The organism is Deefgea sp. CFH1-16 (genome assembly GCF_016881365.1).
Lineage (GTDB): Bacteria > Pseudomonadota > Gammaproteobacteria > Burkholderiales > Chitinibacteraceae > Deefgea.
In genome coordinates this window covers 3,357,087-3,378,177 of sequence record NZ_WLYT01000001.1, presented here as the reverse complement: position 1 = coordinate 3,378,177, position 21,091 = coordinate 3,357,087, and the positions used below count along the sequence as shown (strand labels likewise).

The following is a 21,091-nucleotide window of genomic DNA, read 5'->3' as shown; positions in this document are numbered from 1 at the left end:
CATGGATCTCGCTCAAGAACTCGCCAATTCAAACCTACCCGCCGCAGTCCGCGCGGCGATTTTGGCGCAATCTGAGTTGCTCACTCAGCAAGATCAACAACTCAAGCAATACGTCTCCGACATCCAAAATAAAACGCAAACCATCGAAGCGCTAACGATGGAATTGGTCTATCTGCGCCGCATGCGTTATGGCGCTAAGACCGAGGTGATGAATACCGAACAACGGGATTTGTTTGAAGAAGCGCTCGATGCCGATATGGCGGCGCTGGAAGCCAAACTCGCCGCCGAGCAAGCCCAAACCAATCCCGAAGGCAGTGATAAAAAGCCGCGCATTCGCGCAGGTCGCCAAGCCTTACCGGCGCACTTACCGCGTACTGATATGGTTCATGAACCTGAATCATGCACCTGCGGCCAATGTGGTCAGGGTTTAGTTAAAGTCGGCGAAGACATCAGCGAGCAACTGCATGTGCAACCGGCGGTGTTTAGCGTGTTGCGCCACATTCGCCCGCAATACGCCTGCCGCAGCTGCCAAACGATGACCGCTGCACCGATTCCAGCCGCGATCATTCACGGTGGTTTGCCCACTGCGGCCACTTTGGCGTGGGTGATGGTGAGCAAATACGTCGATCATTTGCCGCTGTATCGGTTACGGCAAATCGCCGAACGCAGCGAAGTGCCGTTAGCAGAAAGCACGCTGGCCAGTTGGGTCGGCACCGTTGGTTGGTGGTTGCAGCCGCTGGCGGATCGATTGCGTGAACGACTAAAAGGCGAAACAGTGCTGCATGCCGATGAAACCCCAGTCAAACAGCTTGATCCGGGCAAAGGCAAAACCAAAACAGCGTATTTATGGGCGTATCGCAATACGCCCTTGAGTGGCAGTGCGCCGATTATTTTGTTCGACTACCAAGGCGGTCGCTCGGGTCAACACGTCCGTGATTTCCTCGCCGATTGGCAAGGTCAACTGATGGTCGACGATTACGGCGGCTACAAAGCGCTGTTCAAAACCGGCGTGATTGAGCTCGGTTGCTGGGCGCACGCACGGCGCAAATTCTTCGAATTGCATCAGGCCAACGGCAGCCCGATTGCCGCAGAGGCACTGCGTCGAATTGGCGAACTGTATGCACTGGAAGCGCAGGCTAAAGATTTGAACCTCGAGCAACGCTTGGCGCTACGTCAGCAAGCAGCGCAACCTAAATTGCTCGAATTCAAGATTTGGTTGGATGAAACCGGCAGCAAAGTGGCGCCCAATAGCGCCTTGGCTAAAGCGATCATTTACAGCCAACGGCGCTGGGCGGCGCTTGAACGCTACGCCCAAAGCGGCATCGCGCCAATCGATAACAATCCGGTCGAAAACAGCATTCGGCCGATTGCGATTGGCAAAAAGAACTGGTTATTTGCGGGCAGTGAACGTGCCGGCCAACGCGCTGCCGCGATTCAAACGCTACTGGGTACCGCCAAACTCAACGACCTCGACCCGATGGCCTGGCTCACCGACACCCTAGAAAAGCTACCCACTTGGCCGAACAGCCGAATTGATGAATTACTACCGCTACGAGCGCTAGCAGAAACTTAAGCGTCAAGGTGGTGGAGCGGCTGAGCGCTTACATTGGTGTCGCCACACTTTTTTATAAAAGTGGATGGTGAATGGCGTTTAGACTTGATGGCTGAGGTGCGCAATACACGTGAGCATACTGGCGGCGAATACACATGGGCATATTACGGCGATCAAGATAAATACACGTATGCCTTTCGGGATTTACTCGTGACGCTCAAGGGCTATCGGCGGATACAAGATGGCGATAATCGAATGCTCGTTATTCGAGGGGAGGATTAATTGACAGCGACTGATATCTATTGAGTTGCGATATGACTGTTTGGCGTTGAGGCGAGCCATTCCAATTGATTAAATAAATTCGCAAGTACGCGTGGCGCTGTTTAATAAAATAGGGGGTATATGGCTAAGGCTAAACTCCAGATTACCCTATTTAAACATACACCATTTGAATGAATAGAAACGATGTATCTGATGCTTGCCAAACATATCTTGGATACGTAAATGGCCATTTTGTAGCGTGCCACGGAACATATTCGTGCCAGTATTAGAAGCGCAAGGTGCTCGCCCAGCCAAATAAAAAAGCATTGCTTGTGGCTTGCTCCGGATGCGACCGATGTCATGATTGCTCAAATATTGGGGAAAATAAAATGCTAAGTTTGGCAGATCAATCCACCCTGTTTGGGCTGTGTGTTGCACTTGGTATCGGGCTGCTGGTCGGGGCTGAGCGTGAGCGGCGCAAGGGGAGTGGCCCCAAAAGAGTAGCGGCTGGCATTCGCACGTTTGTGGTCTGCGCCTTGCTTGGCGCGGTGAGTGTTATCTTGGGCGATGGATTATTACTGGCCGTAACGACGTTGATTGTGGGGGTCGGCGTGTGTTTATTGCCTACCAACGCATTCAGGATCAGGATCCTGGCATGACAACCGAGTTTGCGTTGTTGTTAACTTGTCTGTTGGGTGGCTTGGCCATCCGTGAATCGATGTTGGCTGCAGCAGTCGGGGTCGTGTTGGCGCTGCTATTGGCTGCGAAAGATCGCTTGCATCATTTCGTGCGTAGCGTACTGACTGCGCAGGAGCTCAAAGACATTATTTTGTTCTCAGCCATGGCCTTGATTGTGTTGCCTCTCGCGCCCGACCGTTTTATGGGGCCATTTGATGCGATCAATCCGCGTGCGGTGGCGCGTTTGATCGTCGCAGTCATGGCGATTAGTGCGCTTGGCTATTTGGCGATGCGCGCTTTGGGCGCGCGTTACGGCCTGCCGTTGGCGGGGTTTGCCGCCGGTTTTGTTTCAAGTACCGCCACGATTTATGCCATGGGCGAGCGCGTGTCGCGCCAACCCGCGATGATGAGTGGTGCAGTGGCTGGGGCCGTGCTTTCGTCCATTGCCACCATTATTCAAATGATGGTCGTCATTGGCCTGATACAAACATCGCTATTAACCGCCTTGGTCTGGCCCTTGTCACTCGGTGGACTTGCCGCCAGCCTATATGGTCTGCTGTTTGTATGGCAAAAAGACGCCGTCAGTACCGCTGAAAACGCAGGTGACGATATCGGCCGCGCTTTTAATTTAAAGTCAGCGGCGGTGTTTGCTGGGCTAGTGAGTTTGATCTTGCTTTTGTCGGCCGCCTTGAATGCTTACTTGGGGGCGCGCGGCATGTGGCTTGGTGCGGCATTAACCGGCTTAGCCGATGCACATGCAACGGCGGCATCCGCCGCCTCATTGCTGGCCGACAATAAGATCTCGAGCGCGCAAGCGGTTGGGCCAATTTTGATTGGCCTGAGCAGTAATACGCTGATGAAAGCGATCGTTGCTTTTAAGTCTGGCGGCGTTCAGTACGCAAAGCGTATCGTGCCGGGCTTGGTTTTGATGATACTCGCCGTTTGGGTTGGCGCATGGCTTGGTTGAGCGTTGAGCTGGCAGGATTGGGCTGTTTAAATGTGACTGCAATGCACGAACAAACTTTTTAGCCGAGCGAGTCCGGCTTGAGGTTAAGCGGGATCCTGTGTTTTTGATTTCGACCATGCATTTAAATGCTAATCTCGCAGCCGTTTATGAATTGTTGTTTGGCATGGTTGAGGGCTGGGTTTTGGAATTTTTTAGAGTGTTTTTGTTGTTTGCTTTTACTGCCGTGGCAGAGATTGTTGGCTGTTATTTGGTGTGGCGAGTCGTCAAGCAAGGCGGTAGCGCGTGGTATTTGATTCCGGCGGCGGTGTCATTGGCTTTGTTTGCATATTGCTTAGCGCTGCATCCGAGTGCCACCGGACGAATTTATGCCGCATACGGCGGGATGTATATCGCTGTGGCTTTAGTGTGGCTGCGCGTGGTGGATGGGGTGGCTTTGACGCGTTGGGATGGTTTGGGGGCCTTGTTGGCTTTACTGGGGATGGCGGTGATTGCTTTTCAGCCCATCGCCGATTCAGCGTCCGGTTTTAAATAATGGCGTAATTTTAACTTGGCGTTGGTTGTTTTCCGGCGCGAGCGTGTTCCGTGTAAAATCAGTGCCATGAACTATGAACTGATTATTCCCGATACGGTCTGGCGTGATGAAGAGTTACGCCCATTAATCAACCGCGATTTAACATTGCCGGCATTGGCAACGCTGTATGGCAAGGGGCAGCAGCAACACTGTCCGATTGGCCCGATGGCTACGGCGGCAGATTTTTTAGCGCAGCGGCTCAATTACCCATCTTCATCGCTCACGGCCTTGGCTTTGGCGCAAGACTTTCCCGAGGCGCAACCGGGATATTGGCTGTGTTGCGACCCCATTCATTTACGCATTGATCGTGATCGACTCACGATGCTTGGCGTGCCTTTATTTCAAATTAGCCAAGCTGAGGCCGATGCTTTAGTGGCCGCACTGAATCAGCAGTTTGCCGATGATGGTTTTTTGTTTGTGGCCGTCACACCGAGTCGCTGGTATTTACGCTTGCCGGCCGACCCGCAATTGCAATTCACTCCACTGGCCGACGCTTTGGGCGGCAATATGCAAGACTATTTGCCGCAGGGCGAGCAGGCTTTGCAATTTAATGCCGTTCTCAATGAAATCCAAATGTTGCTGTATGGGCATCGCGTGAATGATGAACGCGATGCAGCCGGCATTGCCATGATTAATAGTGTCTGGCTATGGGGCGGCGCTCAGGTTCCGACTGTAGTCGCTCCGCCCGTTTCGCCTAAGGTTTTGGGCGGCGATCATCGCGTAGCGGCTTTAGCGGGCGCGCATTGGCAAAGTGCACCAGCGGTGGCCGATTTACCGGCGCATGATGTGACGGTGGTGCTCGATCAATTGAGCTTGGATGCGATTTATGGCCGTGCCTATGAATGGCGCTGTCAGTGGGAATGGTTAGAGCAGCATTGGTTTGCCCCGCTATTGGCTCAATTGCAAGCGGGGCAGTTGCAATCGCTGACTTTAACGCTGCCCAGTGCTGGCACCAAGGTGCGGGTGAGCCGATTGGATTTGTATCGTTTTTGGCGCGCGCGCCACGACTGCCGTTTTAAGCGCATCTGCGCGGCCCAAGCTGCTTGGCTTGGGTGTATTGATTAAAGGATTCTTGTGCTGACTATTCGTCCTCGTCCCGTTCCGGCCCAGCTAGAAAACGCATTGTTAACGGCTGGATTTTCAGCCTTGCATGCGCGGCTTTATGCTGCGCGTGGCATTGCCGATCCGCAAGAACTCGAGCATGAGTTAAAGCACCTATTGCCGTTTAGCCAACTCAAAAACGCGGCCGAAATGGGTGCGCGTTTGGCCGATGCCATCGCTGCTGGGCAGCGCATGTTGATTGTTGGCGATTACGATTGTGATGGTGCTACGGCCACCGCTTTGGGTATGAAAGGTTTGGCGGCATTTGGCGCGGTAGTGGATTTTATCGTGCCCAATCGCTTTGAATATGGTTATGGTCTTACGCCAGAAATTGTCGCTTTGGCGGCCGAGCGCCAACCGAATATTATTATTACCGTGGACAATGGTATCGCCAGCCATGCTGGGGTTGAGGCGGCGCGCTCACTGGGTATTGAGGTGTTAATTACCGACCATCATTTACCGGCCGATACATTGCCCGATGCGTTAATTGTGAACCCCAATCAGCCCGATTGCGGATTCCCCAGTAAAAATCTGGCCGGTGTGGGTGTGATGTTTTATGTGTTGATGGCACTGCGTGCCGAGCTGCGCTCGCGCGGTGTATTTGCGGGCAAAACTGAGCCTAATCTGGCGCAATGGCTTGATATCGTCGCCTTGGGTACCGTGGCCGACGTGGTTAAACTCGATGCAAATAATCGAATTTTAGTTGAGCAAGGCTTAAAAAGAATGCGCGCTGGCCGCGCTGCGCCCGGGATTATGGCTTTGTTTAGTGCTGCGGGGCGTTTTCATGCGCGAGCCAGTTGCTTTGACTTGGGTTTTGCCTTGGGGCCGCGCCTGAATGCCGCCGGGCGTTTGGACGATATGAGTTTTGGTATTCACACTTTGCTGGCCGCCAGTGAAGAGGCGGCTTTGCCTTTAGCGCGTGAACTAGACCAATTAAATCGAGCGCGCCGCGATATTGAACACGGCATGCGGGCCGAGGCCGAGTTGGCATTGGCCAGTGTGGCGGTGGATGACAGCTTTAGTATTGCGCTGTACAACCCCGATTGGCATCAAGGCGTGGTGGGGATTGTGGCGTCGCGAATGAAAGATCGTTTTCATCGGCCAACCATTGTTTTTGCCAATGGCAATGGCGATGAAATCAAAGGCTCGGGGCGCTCGATTCCAGGCTTGCATTTACGCGATGCGCTGGATTTAGTCTCCAAACGTCATCCGCATTTGATTGCTAAATTTGGCGGTCATGCGATGGCAGCGGGTTTGTCGTTAAATGTTCGCAATTTTGCCGAATTTAAAGCCGCATTTGAAGCCGTTTGCCGAGAATTACTCAATGAAGGTGATTTAAGCCGCATTATCGAAACCGATGGTGAGTTGCCGCCAGATGCTTTTGTATTGGCCACTGCCGAAGGTTTAGAAAGCCAAGTTTGGGGGCAGGGGTTTCCTGCGCCTGTATTTCAGGGGCAATTTCGGGTACTAGAGCAGCGTATTGTTGGCGAAAAACATAGCAAGCTTAAATTGGCGACAAAGTCAGGTATTGCTGTAGAGGCTATGCAATTTAACTACTGCGAGCCAATACCTAAAGATATCACTGCGGTATACAAAATCAATGTGAATGAATTTAGAGGTGAGCGGATGTTGCAATTGCAATTGGAGTTGAGTCGTCCATTTAATCAGCAGGATGAGCGCTCACTATGATGCGCCGAGGGCGATTGGCGTCTTGGTTATTCACGGCAGCCAGCCGCTGGCTAGGTGCAAGTGGGCTGGTGGTGCTTACCTTTGGTGTAGTGCCTGCAGCACAGGCGAGTTTTTTATTGCCCAGTGCGGAGGCGGCCTCTCGCATGCAATTGGCCTGCCAGCCGACGATGATTCTTGGCTTGATGTCGTGCGAATCTTTGCCCGAACCTGCGCCGATTCGGGGGAATGCTGCAGAAATTATTCCCGCTGAGTTTGCGGCGCCGACTAGCGCCATAGCAACGATGGGTGCGCAGGTGGATGAAACGCCGCAAGCACCGTTTTTAGATTTGGTGCCGCGTCGGGTCAAAGCGGGTCGGTTTAGTTTGAGTTGGCAAAATGGTATGGGTCAGGTGGGGCAATGGTGGGAGGTTTGGGATAATCAGCAGCTGCGTTATCGCGGCAAAGATTTTATTCAGCGCCCTTTACCCGCGCTTGCTGCATCCGCTACTGATGCTGCTAGTTCTACTACCCAAACGCAATCTGAAGTGGTGCTCAATGATGTGCAAGGCGGCGTTTTTACCATAGAAAAAATCGAGCCCGGTGAGCATCAATGGGAAGTGCGGTTGTGTAATGGATCGCAAGCCGCGCCTAAATGCAGTGCGGCCTATGCGCAAACGTGGGTTGAGTCGGCAGAGCAAAGCACTGAGTCGCAGCATGTGCCCGGTCAGCCCGAATTGGCTTGGTTTCCTGCTGTCGTCACCGACGGCAAAATTATGCTGCAATGGCATTTGTATTGGGGGAAAACCGGTGATCAATGGCAAGTACTCAATGCGGGCAAAGTGATTTATCGGTCTAGCCAATTTACTGAGCACACTGAAAATAGCCAAGCAGGCAGCGTACAACTGCCTTTAGTGGATGGCATTTATTCGCTAGTAGTGCGTTTATGTCAGGAAAATCGCTGTAGTGAGTCCCGAGCGCAGACAGTTGAGGCCATGCTGGGCCCGGCACTCGCGCCAACGCCGCCTGAAGTCAATGTGTATACCGACAGCGATGCTGAACTGGGCTCAGGATTGGTGGCGGGGCAGGTGCTGGTTAGTTGGCAAACCGCTGCTGCGAGCGTAGCGCCTGAGACTTGGCGTTTGCTAGATGAAAATTCACGGCAGGTGATTGTTAGCCAAAAAATTAAACGCGCCTGTCAGGCGGGGGTGTGGTGCGGTAGTTGGCAAGGTGTGCCGCCAACTCGACCCGCGCATTGGCGGGTGCAGCTTTGCCGTGCGCAGCAATGCGTTGAGAGCCAACGCTTGGTCGTGCCATAACTTGGTGATCTATTTCGGCTCAGCGCCTTGCGATGATGCGGTCGAAGTGGGCGTGATTTTTAGAATTAATTGCTGGGTAATTAATTGGCCTAAGCTCGCCGTGGGGTCAAAACTGGCGCTGATGGCTGCGGCGGCCATTAAGGCTTGAGCTAAGGGCTGCGCTTGTTGCAATTGACGTAAAAATTGCGCGTTGGCCGCATCGATGACTTGGTATTGATCGCGCCAAATCATGACTGATTCGGCTTGGTGTAAGTCTTGCGGCGCAGCTTGCCCATGATGCATGGCGTAAATGCTGGCAATCGGCCATGGTGACTCGATAATGCTGACGGCGGGATGCAAGGTAAAAACAAGCTCGCCCAGCTCGTTGATGGATTCAGCCAAAGATTGTGCGCTAATCGCAGTGCAATCGTCTGCAGTATGGGCAATATGCATCGCCCAATCAAAATGAGCCATGTCACTTAAATAGGGGTAGGCTTGTGCTGGGGCAAATTGCGCAATAAACGCGGGAAGTTGTTCGCCTTCGCGCTGCAAATTGGCGCTATGGCAGGGCGTTTGCTCGGTATAGCAGTCGGCCATCGCCATAAAAAATTCATCCCCCAATAAAGCAAAAATGGTGGGATAGGCAATTTGCAAGGCATTGGCGCGATTGAGCCGGACATTATTACGGTAAACCGCCATATTGGCTTGTGTTTCCGTGCTAAGAAATTGCTTGGGCCGATCGGGGTGGTCCATCGCTTGAGCAAATTCAAGCAAAAGCGTGTGATAGTTCATGCGACTTGCCCTTGCCAGATGGCGGCGCAATGCGCGTCGAGTTGTTGATAATCCTGCATTAAATCGGCCAAAGCGGGAATGTTTTGGTCGCGCTCAAGCAAGACTGGAATCGGGCCGGTTTGTGCCAAAACCAAATCGAGTAATTGCCATGTGGCTGGCAGCGGCGCTGCACCATGGGTATCGATGGCGACACCAGAGAAAACCTCAAATCCGGCGATATGAATTTCCGCAATCGATTGAATCGGAAAATGGGAGATTTCCGTCTTGGGGTCAATGCCTAAATTGATTTGGCTGACGATGAGGTTGTTGACGTCGAGTAATAAGCCACAACCGGTTTGCGCGACTAATTCAGCCAATATTTCACTTTCTAAATACTGATCGTCTTTAAATTGAATATAGCTCGATACATTTTCTAGCAAAATCGGACGTTGCAACCGCTCTTGCACCGTGTTGATGCGCTCGCTAATTAGGGCAATAACGCCTTCGACGCGGGGTACGGGTAATAAGTCGGCGTAAGCGCGTTGCGCGATGCGGTTCCACGCCAAATGTTCAGAAATCGCTTGCGGCTGGATGCGTTCGACCAATTGCTGCAATTGCGTAAGGTGCTGCGTATCCAGCGCATCGGGACTGCCTAGCCCCATGGCGACGCCATGTAAGCTAATTGGATAATCGGCGCGGATTTTTTCGAGTGCTGCAATTGGCGCGCCACCGCCAAAATAATTTTCGCTATGCACTTCCCACCAAGACACTGGCGGGCGCTGGTGAATAACTTGTTGAATATGGGGGCTTCTAAGTCCTAAACCGGCGCAGGTGGGGAGTGAGGTCAGCATCGCAATCAACTTGGAGTGGTAAAAATTGAATGCGGCAGGATGAGTGGCCTATCTCTACCTACCGCAGCGAGGTAATCACATTGCTTTGAGCATGCCTTTCATTTCTGTGCAGGTGCCTTTGGCAACGTACTTCCATTCTTTGGGATCCATGCTGGCACCTGCTTGGCCGGCGCAAGAATGACCATTGGCGGCGCAATCATTGGCGCCGGCTTTTTGCAACGCCATAGCATTTTTCTTTGGCGGCATCAGCGGCTAAAGCCGGTTGTGCGGCGGCAGCTAAGACGGCAACCATGGCTGAGGCGAGTAAGATTGATTTATTGTTCATTTTCATTCTCCAGCGTATCTAATCAAGTAAGAAAAGCAGCGTTTGTCTGTATCGACACAATGGTAGTCGTGGCGACTCCTTTGTTATTACACAAATCGGAAAAAAAAAATTAAAATAATTTTTATAGTTGTGATGTATTAGAAGTATGTCTTCAGAAGTTATTTGGAACGGTACTTATGTTGATATACCCATAGGAATGATTTTGGCCTAGAGAATAAAAACCGCTCAGATGCTATCTCGCACGTGAACGGTTTTAGTGGTGTCGCTGGGGACTACATCTCAGGCGCAAAGATTATTTAAAATAATTTAAGACGCCATCGAGTCCAACATAATTGATGTTGTAAGGCGCTTCGGCTTGCACCTTAGGTTTGGCGTGGCAAGCTACGCCAAAACCAGCGGCATTGAGCATGAGTAAATCATTGGCGCCATCGCCCATTGCCACGACTTGTTCGAGGCGTAAACCGAGCTCATCGCGCATGGCGATCAATTCATCGCGTTTTCTTTCGGCGTTGACGATGTCGCCAACAATGCGGCCGGTGAGTTTGCCGTTTTCGATTTCCAGTACATTGGCAATGGTGCGAGTGAGCCCCAGTTGCGTTTTGAGTTTGTCAGTGAAAAAAGTAAATCCACCAGAGATGAGCAGGGTTTGTGCGCCAGCAGCGTGAAAACCAGCAAGCATTTTTTCTGCGCCGGCCATCAATTGCAAACGTTCAGTGTAAACACGCTCTAGCGCCGACTCATCGAGCCCCGCCAGCAGGGCCACGCGCTGCGTAAGGCTGGCATTAAAATCAAGCTCGCCACGCATGGCCGCCGCAGTAATCGCGGCAACTTGTGCTTTGATGCCGATCATATCGGCAATTTCGTCGATGCATTCGATGGTGATCAGCGTAGAGTCCATATCCATCACCACCAAGCCAATGTCGCGCACGCTGAGATCTTCAGGAATAAAGGCAAAGTCAAGTTGGTTGGATTCACAAAAGTCAGCAACCGATTCGAGGTTGTCGATCTCAGCACCGAGCAGCTTAAACGCCTGTTGGTTAATCGCTTCAATGGTGTGTGCGCCAGAAAGACGTGCCAGTTGTTTTAAGTTTTGCGTCGCCAATTCTGGCGCTTGTATCACTAAACGGTACATAAACTTATTGCTTCCCTGTTGCTGGTTTTAAACTATGGAAAATCATCGCAAAAATCCCCGCGATGCTGGCGCCTAAGACAGTTTCATAAATCCGATTTTCAGCCGAAATCTCGGCCGCATGCCCATGAATCCCCAGCAGCGCCAAAATCACATACACAATAAAAGTAATCATCGCTGCGACATACATTAAGCCATTGGCAAATGCCACCGGGATCAGCGCGCCCGATAGGGCCGCTAGTAAGATGAGCTCGAAGCTCGAATCAATTTGAAATACAAACAACCAAGCCACAAACGAGGCGAGCAAAACGCCGACAAAGCGTAGCCAGATGGTGGGATAAGTGCGGTCGGGTTCAGGGCGAAATACCACTACGGTACAAATGGCGGCCACATTGGGCGCACTCAGATTGAAGTAGCGGGCAGAAAAAAAGCTTAAGGCACAGGCAATAGCCAACAAAATGCCAAAGGTGGCACCAGCAAACTGGCCTTTGCGCAGCTGTTGATAGTCGCTACGCCAGTGTGGTTGGACTTGTAGGCCGATGGGGTTATTCATTCTTGGCGCAAAGCTCACACTGAGCGCAATCGTCATCGTCGCCGCAATCAGGTAATAGGGCAAAATGGCGCTCGATACAAACGTGCCGGGGTAGCCGATCAAATAAGCTGAGGCCAGTAGCCGCAGCAATAAATCCAAAGCAAAACCAGCGGATAAACTCGCGCCGATTAAAGTCATTAAAAATAAAATGCCGCCCAGCCAAATCAAAACATTGTGATTGATGCTCAAACTAATGCTGGCGGTAAGCAGCATCAGCACATTACCAACGACCATGCTTTCGAGGCGTTTTTTACGGGTGCCGCCAATATCGAGCATCAGCGTTGCCAAAATGGCAAAGCCCATCATGCCCGCCGCTTGGTTGTGACCATGATAAACCTGCCAACCCATGGGAATCGCAAAAGCCATTACCCCCAACAACATGCGTGAAGGGGGGAATGGCCCGCGATTAGGGCGAAGTAGCGTGAGCCACTTGGGCATTAATTATGCACCGTGGCACTTTTTGAATTTTTTGCCTGAACCGCAAGGGCAAGGATCATTGCGGCCCACTTTAGGTTCGTCGCGTTTGACTTGCTCAACATGGCCAAATTTTTCTTCAAGTACGAAGTACATGATGTCTTCCACATGCCAAGGCAGCTCGGCCACGCGATCAGCACGCTCTTTGGTGGTCAGTAGTTTGATTGGCTCGGCACCCACTTCATCGCTTGGGCTGGTGTCGGCTTCGTCGCCGGCGCTGGCCGCCAGTGCCAGAATGTTTTCAACGGCGGTGTCGAGTTCTTCATTGGCTTCCAGTAGCGCGTCCCACGCTTCGCCGCGCGCTTCAATCCCGGCATAAAAACCCGAGGCCCAATACACGCCAGAAGTTTCTTGCCATTGCTCGTCTTGATCTTCATCCGACAAAATTACTGGCACATACAGTGGGTTTTCACCCGGATTGTCACGGCGATTAACTGAAAACGCGGCTTTAATGCTGGCGGCGTGTTGGCGAATCAGGCCGAAAATCTGTTCGGCTTCTGCGTGATCGTCAAATTCTGGCGGGGTGCCAGCAAAAATCGCCGGTAGCCATTCATCTTCCGGTACTTCTTCTGGGCCCACGGCCAGTGCCACCAAAAAACCATCGAGCATTTCGATGTCCATGGTTTCGGCTGGCGTGCGTGGTGACATTAAAAAGCCATCGAGTTGCTCTAGTTGTGCGTCGCTAAGGAGTTTGCTCATACTGATTTCCATTGATTTAGTGCTGCTGAAGTGGTTTTTCTAACCACTCAGCAAAGTCAGGGCGCGTCGGGATAAAACCCTGCCCACGGAAAAATCCACGGGCGCTGTGCGTTGTAGCCAGCATTATATGGCTTAAGCCTTGCTCGCGGGCGCTCAATTGGACTGCCGCAAGTAAAGCGCGGCCCAAATTTTTCCCGCTATGCAGTGGCGAGACATAAAAATGCAAGATTTCGCCTTGCCTATCCATCACCGCAACGCCGCAGATGGCTTGCTGCTGCACTGCAAGCCACACGGTGTCGCCATCAGTAATCGATTCGACAATGTCGTCAGTATTAATAACAAGGCATAAGTCGCTGAGCGTTTGCGCGCAATGCTGATGATCTAATACCCCTAGTTGCGTGATCGATTGCACAATGAGTGCGTGAATGGCTTTGGCATCGCTCGGCTCGGCCGGCCGAAAATCATAGTTTTGCATCGTTACACTGCCGACTTAAGAAGTTGCAATAAGGCGTCAGCACCGAGTTTGCCACTGCTGTCGCCACCTTCGAGTAAGCTATCGGCCAAGTCGCGTTTGTTGTGATGCAGTGCGACGATTTGCTCTTCAATCGTGCCTTCCGCAACTAGACGATAAATGGTCACTGGGCGTTGTTGCCCCATGCGATGTGCCCGATCTGACGCTTGATCTTCTACGGCCGGATTCCACCACGGGTCAAGGTGAATCACATAGTCGGCGGGCGTTAAATTGAGCCCCGAGCCACCGGCTTTTAGACTAATCAAAAATACATCGCCTTCACCCGCTTGAAAGGCATTCACCGCTTCAAGACGTTTTTTCGGTGGCGTGCTGCCATCGAGATATTGGTAGGCAATGCCTTTTTGTTCTAACCATTCACGCACAATGGCTAAATGGTCGACAAATTGGCTAAACACCAAAGCTTTATGCTGATTGTCCAGTAGCTCTTCGGTGATCTCTGCAAATGCAGTCAACTTGCTGCCGATGAGTTGGCTGTCTTTCATTACTAGTTTGGGGTTGCAGCAAAACCGGCGCAGTTTGGTGATTTCGGCCAGCACTTGCATCGGTTTTTTAGCCGCTTCATCAATGCTGTCGAGTCGTTCTACGGCTTGTTGGCGTAGCGCCTCGTATAAATGTTGCTCGTCGCTACTGAGTGGCACGCGTAGCGTGATTTCGGTGCGTGATGGCAATTCGGCCAGTACTTGGGTTTTGGTTCGGCGCAGCATAAACGGCTGGATGAGTTTTTTGAGTGCGTGTTTGGCCGCTTTCTCGCCGCCTTCAATCGGGTTGGCGTATTTGGCGGTGAATTTCTCTTTGGAGCCCAGTAGCGCTGGATTGATAAAGCGAAATAGATTCCATAGCTCACCCAAATGGTTTTCCATTGGTGTGCCGGTAGCAATCATTCTAAAGTCAGCTTGCAGCGCCATGGCCGCTTGGCTGCGTTTAGTGGTGGCGTTTTTAATGGCTTGCGCTTCATCGAGCACCACCGTGTGCCAATGCACGGCGGCAAATTGCTCGGCGTCTTGTTGCAGTAAGCCGTAGCTGGTGATGATGACGTCAAACGCGCCTAAAGCATCGAGTTTGCGCTGTTGCCCATACGCTTGAATCTTGAGTGTGGGGGCAAATTTGCAGCTTTCGGCTTCCCAGTTGAGTGCCACCGAAGTTGGAGCGACGACTAAGCACGGGCCTTGTGGTGCGCGCTCGAGCATTAAGGCCAAGGTTTGCACGGTTTTGCCCAAGCCCATATCGTCGGCCAAGCACGCGCCAACGCCCCAGTGCGCTAAGCGAGACAGCCATTGAAAACCGTCTAGTTGATAATCGCGCAGTGTTGCTTGCAAAGTGGACGGCACTTTGGGCTGGTGCTGCGCCAGTTGATCGAGCTTGGCGATGTGATTGCGCCACGCGGCATCCGCTTCAAGTTCCCCTACTTCTTGGCTCAGTTCAAGTAGCGCATTACTGGCCAATAGGTTGACTTTAAAGCCGTCTTTACCGCTGGGCTCCGCGACGGCGTAGAGCTCTTCGAGGCGTTTTCTAAAGGTATCGGTGAGGGCGAGATAGTCGTTGTCGCCGAGCTTTAAAAAGCGACCGGGTGAAGCGTCGAGTAATTCGAGTAGCTGGCGCAATTGCAAGACCTTGCCATCGTCGAGTTTGACCTCGCCGTTCACGACAAACCAATCACCTTGCTGCTTAAGCCCTAGCTTCATATTGGCCAGTGATTTGGTGGCTTTTAAGCGAAAGCGCTCGCCTTCGGGCCATACTAGCTCGATTTGCTCGGCAGGCAGTCGGCGCAATTGCATTAATAGTTCGAGGCAATCGTCGGGCGCATCCATTTGCCATTCTTGCCCATCAGATTCGGCATTAGCTAGCGCCGTGCAGACATTGAGCACATGGTTGAGGGTGGCTTTTTCTTGGGCTAAATCACGTTCGGCTTGAACCGTTTTGCCGTCTTGCTCTCCCAAAATATTGGCCGCGCCTTTGCCGGGGGTAAACCAGCCACCATCCAGAATAGGGCGCACCAAAAACTGCAAGCGTAAGCCTTCATTGAGCGGCAATAAATGCGCGTACAGCATCGTATTGCCCGGTATTGCGCTGATGTGTGCTGCTAGCTCGGGCAAATCCGAATGAATCGCGATATGTGGCGCAATGGCCGTGATCGCGCCAACCAGTTGTGGCTTAGCTTGGGCCGGAACCATGAGGCCATTGCCAATAATGCCGGCGATTTGGCGAATGTCGGGCTTGATGCGATAGACCATCAGCCGGGTTGGGGTTTCTTTTTTCCAAACAACATCTTTCACCCGCAATTACTTTAGGGTTGAGCTTGAGTGAAATTTGGCCTTTGTTTTCTTTCAGTTGCAGTGCAACTTCACCTTCCACAATATCAATGCGCACATCGGGCGCGTCGGCCCAATACACTTGCGGATGGCCGATTAGCTCGAATAATGCCGATTCGTGATCAAGGGTATAGCCTGATTCGCCATAGTAGTTATGCTCTGCGTGCGCATACCTAACGATGCGTTGATCTTGCGCGCTTAAGTAAGCCAAGGCGGGGTCATTGCCAATCGCTAGGCGTTTGAGTGCGACGGCGCGGCCTTTGCTCCACACGCCTTTGGTTCCGAGTTTTTGCTCTCTGGGCTCGAGGGTAACGCCGCCGTGCAGTAGATTAACCAGCCAAGCCAGCCGAATATGGCTGGTGGCAACTTCATTGGGTTTGGTGTTGAGTTGGCTTAATGCCGTCAGCGCCCGTGACCAAGCCGCTTCGCGTGGCAATAAATCCACCCAAGCGGTGAGTTGGCGATCGGCATGCCAATTCGGTTGCAGCAAATCATCGCTAAAAGCGCGCACCATCAACACGTCAAGCTCTTGCGTTACCCATTCGTATTCTTGCCATGCATGATGCAGTTTTTCGCACTGGGTGCGCCAATTGGCATCGAATGGATAGTCGCGCCAATACAAAATCAGCAGTTCAATCAGTCCGGCAAAGCCATAGCTGGCGGTGACTGGCTGTACTGTTGAGGTGTGGCAGGCTAAGCCCGTGGCGAGGTAATAAATCCAATCAATATGCTCGTCATACAGGCTATTGAGTTTGTCTTTTTTGCCGACTTCAAACTGCACCACCAAGCGCTTTAAGTCGTCTTCGCTGCGCTCGGCGATTAAGGCCAAGCTGTAAAGCAGGCCATTGGTACCAGTAATGCCGACCTTGCGCTTATTGCTGTGTTTTTTTTATTTGCTCAATCAGCAGGCCAAAACGATGAATCGCGCTGGCAAAATCCCCACGGCTGAGTCGGTTAGCGGTATCCGCTTCAGAAAGCGCATTGGGATTAAGTAGCTTGGCAAGGTGCTCAAATGCAGTTTGATCACCGCGTAAATGCGCTTGCCAAGCTAAAATCGACACAAAATTGGGTAGCACCCCTTTGAGGGTGGTGCAGTGGTTCAGCGCGTAATCGTACTGTGCTTTCGCTGGTGCCAATAAACTACTGGCAAAATACAAGAAATTGACCAGCAGTAATGCTTGAACTTCGGCCGTTAGCGTAGAAAAATGCCGCACGCCGAGTGGATGGTCAAAGAAAAAATGCACCGGATGCTGCTCCAGCGCCGCTAAGGACATGCCGCTGGTGCTAAATGCTTCTAAATCGCTAGTCAGTAGTGATTCATCGCCCAATAGCGCAGAAAACACGCACAACGTGGCATAGCTTTGTCTGGACGTGCTTTCCCAATATTGCACCACGGGTTTGGTTTGCACTGCTGCATTCACCCAGTCGAGCAGGGTGCCATGCTCGTTAAGCTGCGCCAACAGCGGCCACTGCAAGCCATCATTGAGCTCAAACCCCACTACGTCGTTTTTAATCCATTTGGCAATTAACAAACGGCCCAAGGTGGCTTTGACCGAAGGAATGTCCAGCGCAATGGCCGACTCAAACGGGTTAACTAAAGCGACGCGTTTGAGTAATTCAATGACCCGTGTTTGTCCTAGGCCTTTGCCATAGACGGCAAAGGCATATAAAAATGGTAGGTCTTGTGGGGGTATATCGCTGAGTGATTTGTTTTGCAAAAGAGCCAAGGCAATACCTATCTATTATGATTGTAAGGCGTGAAGCGCGTTGCGATATGGCTTAGCCATACCGCGTGAGTTACACCAATTCGCGGATCAGCTCGGTAATTCGGGCGGTGCGTAAGCTGCTGGTCGGCCAATCGCCTTCAATGCGCAGCTTGTCTTGCCCTTGCAGTTTGTAGTTCTTTTTGTTTTGAATCAGTTTGATGATTTTCATTGGCTCAACAACGGTGTTTTGTGTGAAATGAATAATGATCGCGGTTTCAGCGGCGTCGATTTTGCTAATGCCCAGCGGCTTGGCGAGCATGCGTAAGCGATGGCAATCGAGCAGCACTTTGGCTGCGTCAGGCAGTAAGCCAAAGCGATCCACCAGTTCTTGGTGAATGTCATTGAGCTCGTCTTTTTCGTCGCTACTTGCTAAGCGTTTATACAGCGACAAACGCTCATTCACATCCGGGCAGTAGTCTTCTGGCAATAGCGCCGGTGAATGCAAATTGATTTCAGTGGTGACGCCCAGCGGTTGCGACAAATCAGGCTCTTTACCGGCTTTAAGCGCTTTGACTGCTTCTTTGAGCATTTGTGAATACAATGCAAAGCCAATTTCATGCATTTCACCTGATTGTGAATCGCCAAGCACTTCACCGGCACCACGAATCTCTAAATCGTGCATCGCCAGATAAAAACCAGAACCGAGCTCTTCCATCATTTGAATCGCTTCGAGGCGTTTTTTGGCGTCACTGCTAATGCTTTCCACGTCAGGGATCAGCAAATAGGCATACGCTTGATGGTGTGAGCGACCAACACGGCCGCGCATTTGGTGCAGTTGTGCCAAGCCAAATTTATCCGCGCGATTCATCAAGATCGTATTGGCGTTTGGAATGTCGATGCCGTTTTCAATAATGGTTGAACACAACAAGAGGTTAAAACGCTGCTGGGTGAAATCACGCATCACGTGTTCTAGCTCGCGGCCACGCATTTGGCCGTGCGCCACGCCGATGCGCGCTTCGGGCAATAAGGCAGCGAGTTTTTCGCGCGCATGTTTTCAATGGTGTCGACTTCATTGTGTAAGAAAAACACTTGGCCGCCGCGTTTGAGTTCGCGCAGCACGGCTTCGCGAATAATGCCGTCAGAGAATTTAGACACAAAGGTTTTAACGGCCAGGCGTTTATTGGGCGCGGTGGCAATCACTGAAAAATCACGCAAGCCTTCTAAACTCATCGCCAAGGTGCGCGGAATCGGCGTTGCGGTGAGCGTGAGTAGTACGTCGACATTGGCGCGCAGCGCTTTGAGCTGCTCTTTTTGTCTAACGCCAAAACGATGCTCTTCGTCGATGATAACCAGACCCAGTTGTTTAAACACACCACGTCCGGCTGCACCAATTTGTGCGTACCAATGACGATATCCACGCTGCCGTCAGCCAGCCCCGCAATCGCTGCCGCAGTTTCTTTGCCCGAGCGAAAGCGCGATAGCTCGGCAACTTTAATCGGCCAATCCGAAAACCGATCGACAAAGGTTTGAAAATGTTGCTCGGCCAAAAGGGTGGTGGGGACTAAAACGGCAACTTGCTTGCCACCTGCCACGGCAGCAAAAGCGGCGCGTAGCGCCACTTCGGTTTTACCAAAGCCCACATCGCCACACACTAAGCGATCCATCGGTTGCTTGACGCGCATATCGACCAAAACCGCTTCAATCGCGCCAGCTTGATCGGCGGTTTCTTCAAAGCCAAAGCCGGCGGCAAATGCTTCGTAATCGTGCGGACTCCATTCAAACGCATGGCCTTCACGCGCCGCGCGGCGCGCGTAGAGATTGAGTAATTCCGCCGCAGTGTCGCGCACTTGTTCGGCGGCTTTGCGCTTGGTTTTTTCCCACGAGCCTGAGCCGAGTTTATGCATCGGCGCTGAGTCTGAAGCGCCACCAGAATAGCGAGAAATGACGTGTAATTGGCTGACCGGCACATACAGCTTGTCATTGCCTGAGTATTCAATCAGTAGCAACTCGGTTGGCCCATCGCCTAAGTCCATCGACGTGAGGCCCATATAGCGACCAATGCCGTGCGCTTCGTGCACCACTGGATCGCCAATTTTTAGCTCGGATAAATCCCGCAACATGGCGTCGGTATTGCTGCGTTTTTGTGGTTTTTTACCGCGACTTTGAATCACGGATGGATAGAGGTCGGCCTCAGTAATGATGGCAATGGATTCACTGCGCCATTCAAAACCACGAAACAGCGGTGAGGCGAGCAATAGCGCGTGCGCTTTGCTGTCTAAAGCGGCTTGCCAATTCTCGACCAAGGTCGGTTTAAAGCCGTACTCGGCAAAAAACTGCAACATGGTCTCGCGCCGACCTAGGCTTTCGGCGCTCAGTACAATTTTGCCCGGATAGTGTTCAACAAAATCATTGAGTCGACGGATTGGATTGTCGTTACGACGATCTACATCGAGTGCCGGTAGCGGTTGGGTGAGGCTGGTTTCGCCGTCGCCCAGCTCAATCCGGCGATAGTTTTTGATGTGGCTAAATAACAGGTCCGGCGCGACAAATAGCGTGCGCGGCGGCAGCAGCGGACGATCTTTGTCGCCATAGCTCAGTTTGTGCCGTTCAGCAATATCTTGCCAGTATTGCTCTGCAGCCCCCATTAATGGGCCGTGCAAGACTAATACTGCCTCTTTGGGTAGGTAGTCAAAAACGGTGGCCGTGTGCTCAAAAAATAGTGGTAAGTAATACTCGATGCCGGCAGGAATTACGCCGTTTGAAATGTCTTTGTAGAGCCGGGCTTTGGATGGGTCGCCTTCAAACGCTTCGCGAAAGTTTTGCCGAAATAATTTACAGCCGGCTTCATCGGTCGGGAATTCTCTGGCCGGGAGTAAACGAATTTCCGGAACGGGGTAGAGGCTGCGCTGGGTGTCTACGTCAAAGGTGCGAATTGATTCGATTTTCATTGTCGAATAAATCAATCCGAAACGGCAGCGTGCTGCCCATTGGAAATAAATCAATTAAGCCACCGCGAATCGAAAACTCGCCCGGCCCATACACTTGGGTGACGTGGTTGTAGCCAGCAAAAGCCATGTCAGCGCGCAACTGATCGGCGTCAAACGCATCGCCTTTTTTAATGAAAAAAGTCGTGGCGGTTAAAAATTCAACGGGTGGTAATACGCCCATCGCCGTTTGCAGCGGCACGATGAGCACGTCAACAGCGTTTTGCCTAGCTTGCCACAGCGTGGCTAGCCGCTCGCTAATCAGGTCAGAATGGGGAGAGAAATGATCGTAAGGCAGCGTTTCCCAGTCGGGTAGCTGCAAGACGGTTTTTTCTGGCAAAAAGAAGCTGAGTTCGTCTTTGAGTCGGCCCGCTTCTTGCGCGTTGGCCGTCAAAATCACTAAGGGCCGCGCGACTTGGGCGTAGTCGGCCAAGAGCATGGCGTCGGCAGAGCCGTGGGGTTGTGCGAGTTTGAGGCGCTCATTGGCGCGAGGCAGTTGAGGCAATTGCGACATAGTGTAAGAACGCGCTCTAGCTGGACAATCCCAGATTATACCAGCCGCAGCGTGCCCTCAACATGGCAAACTTGCAGGTTACAGCGCTTGAAATGGGCTTGTTTTGTCTTGG

The 21,091-nt window shown here is 52.0% G+C and carries 19 protein-coding genes and 1 pseudogene; 8 read left to right on the top strand and 12 right to left on the bottom strand.

Features of this window, described 5'->3' with window-relative positions:
* Position 1 precedes the first annotated feature (1 nt).
* The 8 genes from GKO28_RS18335 to GKO28_RS18300 all read left to right on the top strand — a co-directional run bounded on the left by GKO28_RS18335 (position 2) and on the right by GKO28_RS18300 (position 8,114).
* On the top strand, positions 2-1,573 hold the full coding sequence (locus tag GKO28_RS18335) for an IS66 family transposase (RefSeq protein WP_182076912.1): 1,572 nt from the start codon (positions 2-4) through the stop codon (positions 1,571-1,573).
* Between the two features lie 36 nt (positions 1,574-1,609).
* The gene (locus GKO28_RS18330) at positions 1,610-1,834 is read left to right on the top strand and encodes a hypothetical protein (RefSeq protein WP_203564271.1); all 225 of its coding nucleotides are present in this window, start codon (positions 1,610-1,612) and stop codon (positions 1,832-1,834) included.
* 278 nt (positions 1,835-2,112) lie between these two features.
* The gene (locus tag GKO28_RS18325) at positions 2,113-2,472 is read left to right on the top strand and encodes an MgtC/SapB family protein (RefSeq protein ID WP_203564270.1); all 360 of its coding nucleotides are present in this window, start codon (positions 2,113-2,115) and stop codon (positions 2,470-2,472) included.
* Positions 2,469-3,458: a DUF4010 domain-containing protein gene (locus tag GKO28_RS18320; RefSeq protein ID WP_203564269.1), complete on the top strand. Its 990-nt coding sequence runs from the start codon at positions 2,469-2,471 to the stop codon at positions 3,456-3,458. The genes GKO28_RS18325 and GKO28_RS18320 overlap by 4 nt, the downstream gene beginning before the upstream one ends.
* 163 nt (positions 3,459-3,621) lie before the next feature.
* A complete protein-coding gene (locus GKO28_RS18315) occupies positions 3,622-3,990 on the top strand; it encodes a YnfA family protein (RefSeq protein WP_203564330.1) in 369 nt (122 codons plus the stop codon).
* Positions 3,991-4,056: 66 nt separating this feature from the next.
* Positions 4,057-5,094 carry a hypothetical protein gene (locus GKO28_RS18310; protein WP_182077338.1) on the top strand — a complete coding sequence of 346 codons (1,038 nt, stop codon included), beginning with the start codon at positions 4,057-4,059 and terminating at the stop codon, positions 5,092-5,094.
* Positions 5,095-5,103: 9 nt separating this feature from the next.
* Positions 5,104-6,819, top strand: coding sequence for a single-stranded-DNA-specific exonuclease RecJ (recJ, locus tag GKO28_RS18305; protein ID WP_182077337.1), 1,716 nt, complete (start codon positions 5,104-5,106; stop codon positions 6,817-6,819).
* Entirely contained in the window at positions 6,816-8,114 is a 1,299-nt protein-coding gene (locus GKO28_RS18300) for a chitinase N-terminal domain-containing protein (protein WP_182077336.1), read from the top strand. Before recJ ends, GKO28_RS18300 begins: the two co-directional genes overlap by 4 nt.
* A gap of 9 nt (positions 8,115-8,123) precedes the next feature.
* On the opposite strand, the gene GKO28_RS18295 is transcribed toward GKO28_RS18300, so the two are convergent.
* From GKO28_RS18295 to mfd, 12 genes and pseudogenes are all read right to left on the bottom strand, one after another.
* A complete protein-coding gene (locus GKO28_RS18295) occupies positions 8,124-8,885 on the bottom strand; it encodes a DNA-binding domain-containing protein (RefSeq protein WP_182077335.1) in 762 nt (253 codons plus the stop codon).
* Positions 8,882-9,715, bottom strand: coding sequence for a DUF692 domain-containing protein (locus GKO28_RS18290; RefSeq protein WP_182077334.1), 834 nt, complete (start codon positions 9,713-9,715; stop codon positions 8,882-8,884). The genes GKO28_RS18295 and GKO28_RS18290 overlap by 4 nt, the downstream gene beginning before the upstream one ends.
* Before the next feature lie 75 nt (positions 9,716-9,790).
* Positions 9,791-9,940 (bottom strand): DUF2282 domain-containing protein, encoded by a 150-nt coding sequence (locus GKO28_RS23080; RefSeq protein WP_374220749.1) that lies wholly within the window; start codon positions 9,938-9,940, stop codon positions 9,791-9,793.
* Positions 9,912-10,040 carry a hypothetical protein gene (locus tag GKO28_RS23075; protein WP_374220748.1) on the bottom strand — a complete coding sequence of 43 codons (129 nt, stop codon included), beginning with the start codon at positions 10,038-10,040 and terminating at the stop codon, positions 9,912-9,914. The genes GKO28_RS23080 and GKO28_RS23075 overlap by 29 nt, the downstream gene beginning before the upstream one ends.
* A gap of 292 nt (positions 10,041-10,332) precedes the next feature.
* Positions 10,333-11,172 (bottom strand): phosphoserine phosphatase SerB, encoded by an 840-nt coding sequence (gene serB / locus GKO28_RS18280; RefSeq protein WP_182077333.1) that lies wholly within the window; start codon positions 11,170-11,172, stop codon positions 10,333-10,335.
* Between the two features lie 4 nt (positions 11,173-11,176).
* Entirely contained in the window at positions 11,177-12,199 is a 1,023-nt protein-coding gene (locus GKO28_RS18275) for an FUSC family protein (protein ID WP_182077332.1), read from the bottom strand.
* A 3-nt stretch (positions 12,200-12,202) separates the two neighbouring features.
* On the bottom strand, positions 12,203-12,934 hold the full coding sequence (locus tag GKO28_RS18270; protein WP_182077331.1) for a UPF0149 family protein: 732 nt from the start codon (positions 12,932-12,934) through the stop codon (positions 12,203-12,205).
* Between the two features lie 16 nt (positions 12,935-12,950).
* Entirely contained in the window at positions 12,951-13,409 is a 459-nt protein-coding gene (locus tag GKO28_RS18265; RefSeq protein WP_182077330.1) for a GNAT family N-acetyltransferase, read from the bottom strand.
* Between the two features lie 2 nt (positions 13,410-13,411).
* Complete coding sequence (locus tag GKO28_RS20730; protein ID WP_374220777.1) at positions 13,412-15,148, bottom strand: DEAD/DEAH box helicase; 1,737 nt, start codon at positions 15,146-15,148, stop codon at positions 13,412-13,414.
* Positions 15,149-15,617: 469 nt separating this feature from the next.
* The gene (locus tag GKO28_RS20725; protein ID WP_247646651.1) at positions 15,618-16,604 is read right to left on the bottom strand and encodes a hypothetical protein; all 987 of its coding nucleotides are present in this window, start codon (positions 16,602-16,604) and stop codon (positions 15,618-15,620) included.
* Between the two features lie 43 nt (positions 16,605-16,647).
* The gene (locus GKO28_RS18255; protein WP_182077329.1) at positions 16,648-17,502 is read right to left on the bottom strand and encodes a hypothetical protein; all 855 of its coding nucleotides are present in this window, start codon (positions 17,500-17,502) and stop codon (positions 16,648-16,650) included.
* 70 nt (positions 17,503-17,572) lie between these two features.
* A pseudogene (mfd, locus tag GKO28_RS18250) lies at positions 17,573-20,979 on the bottom strand (transcription-repair coupling factor).
* Between the last annotated feature and the right edge of the window lie 112 nt (positions 20,980-21,091).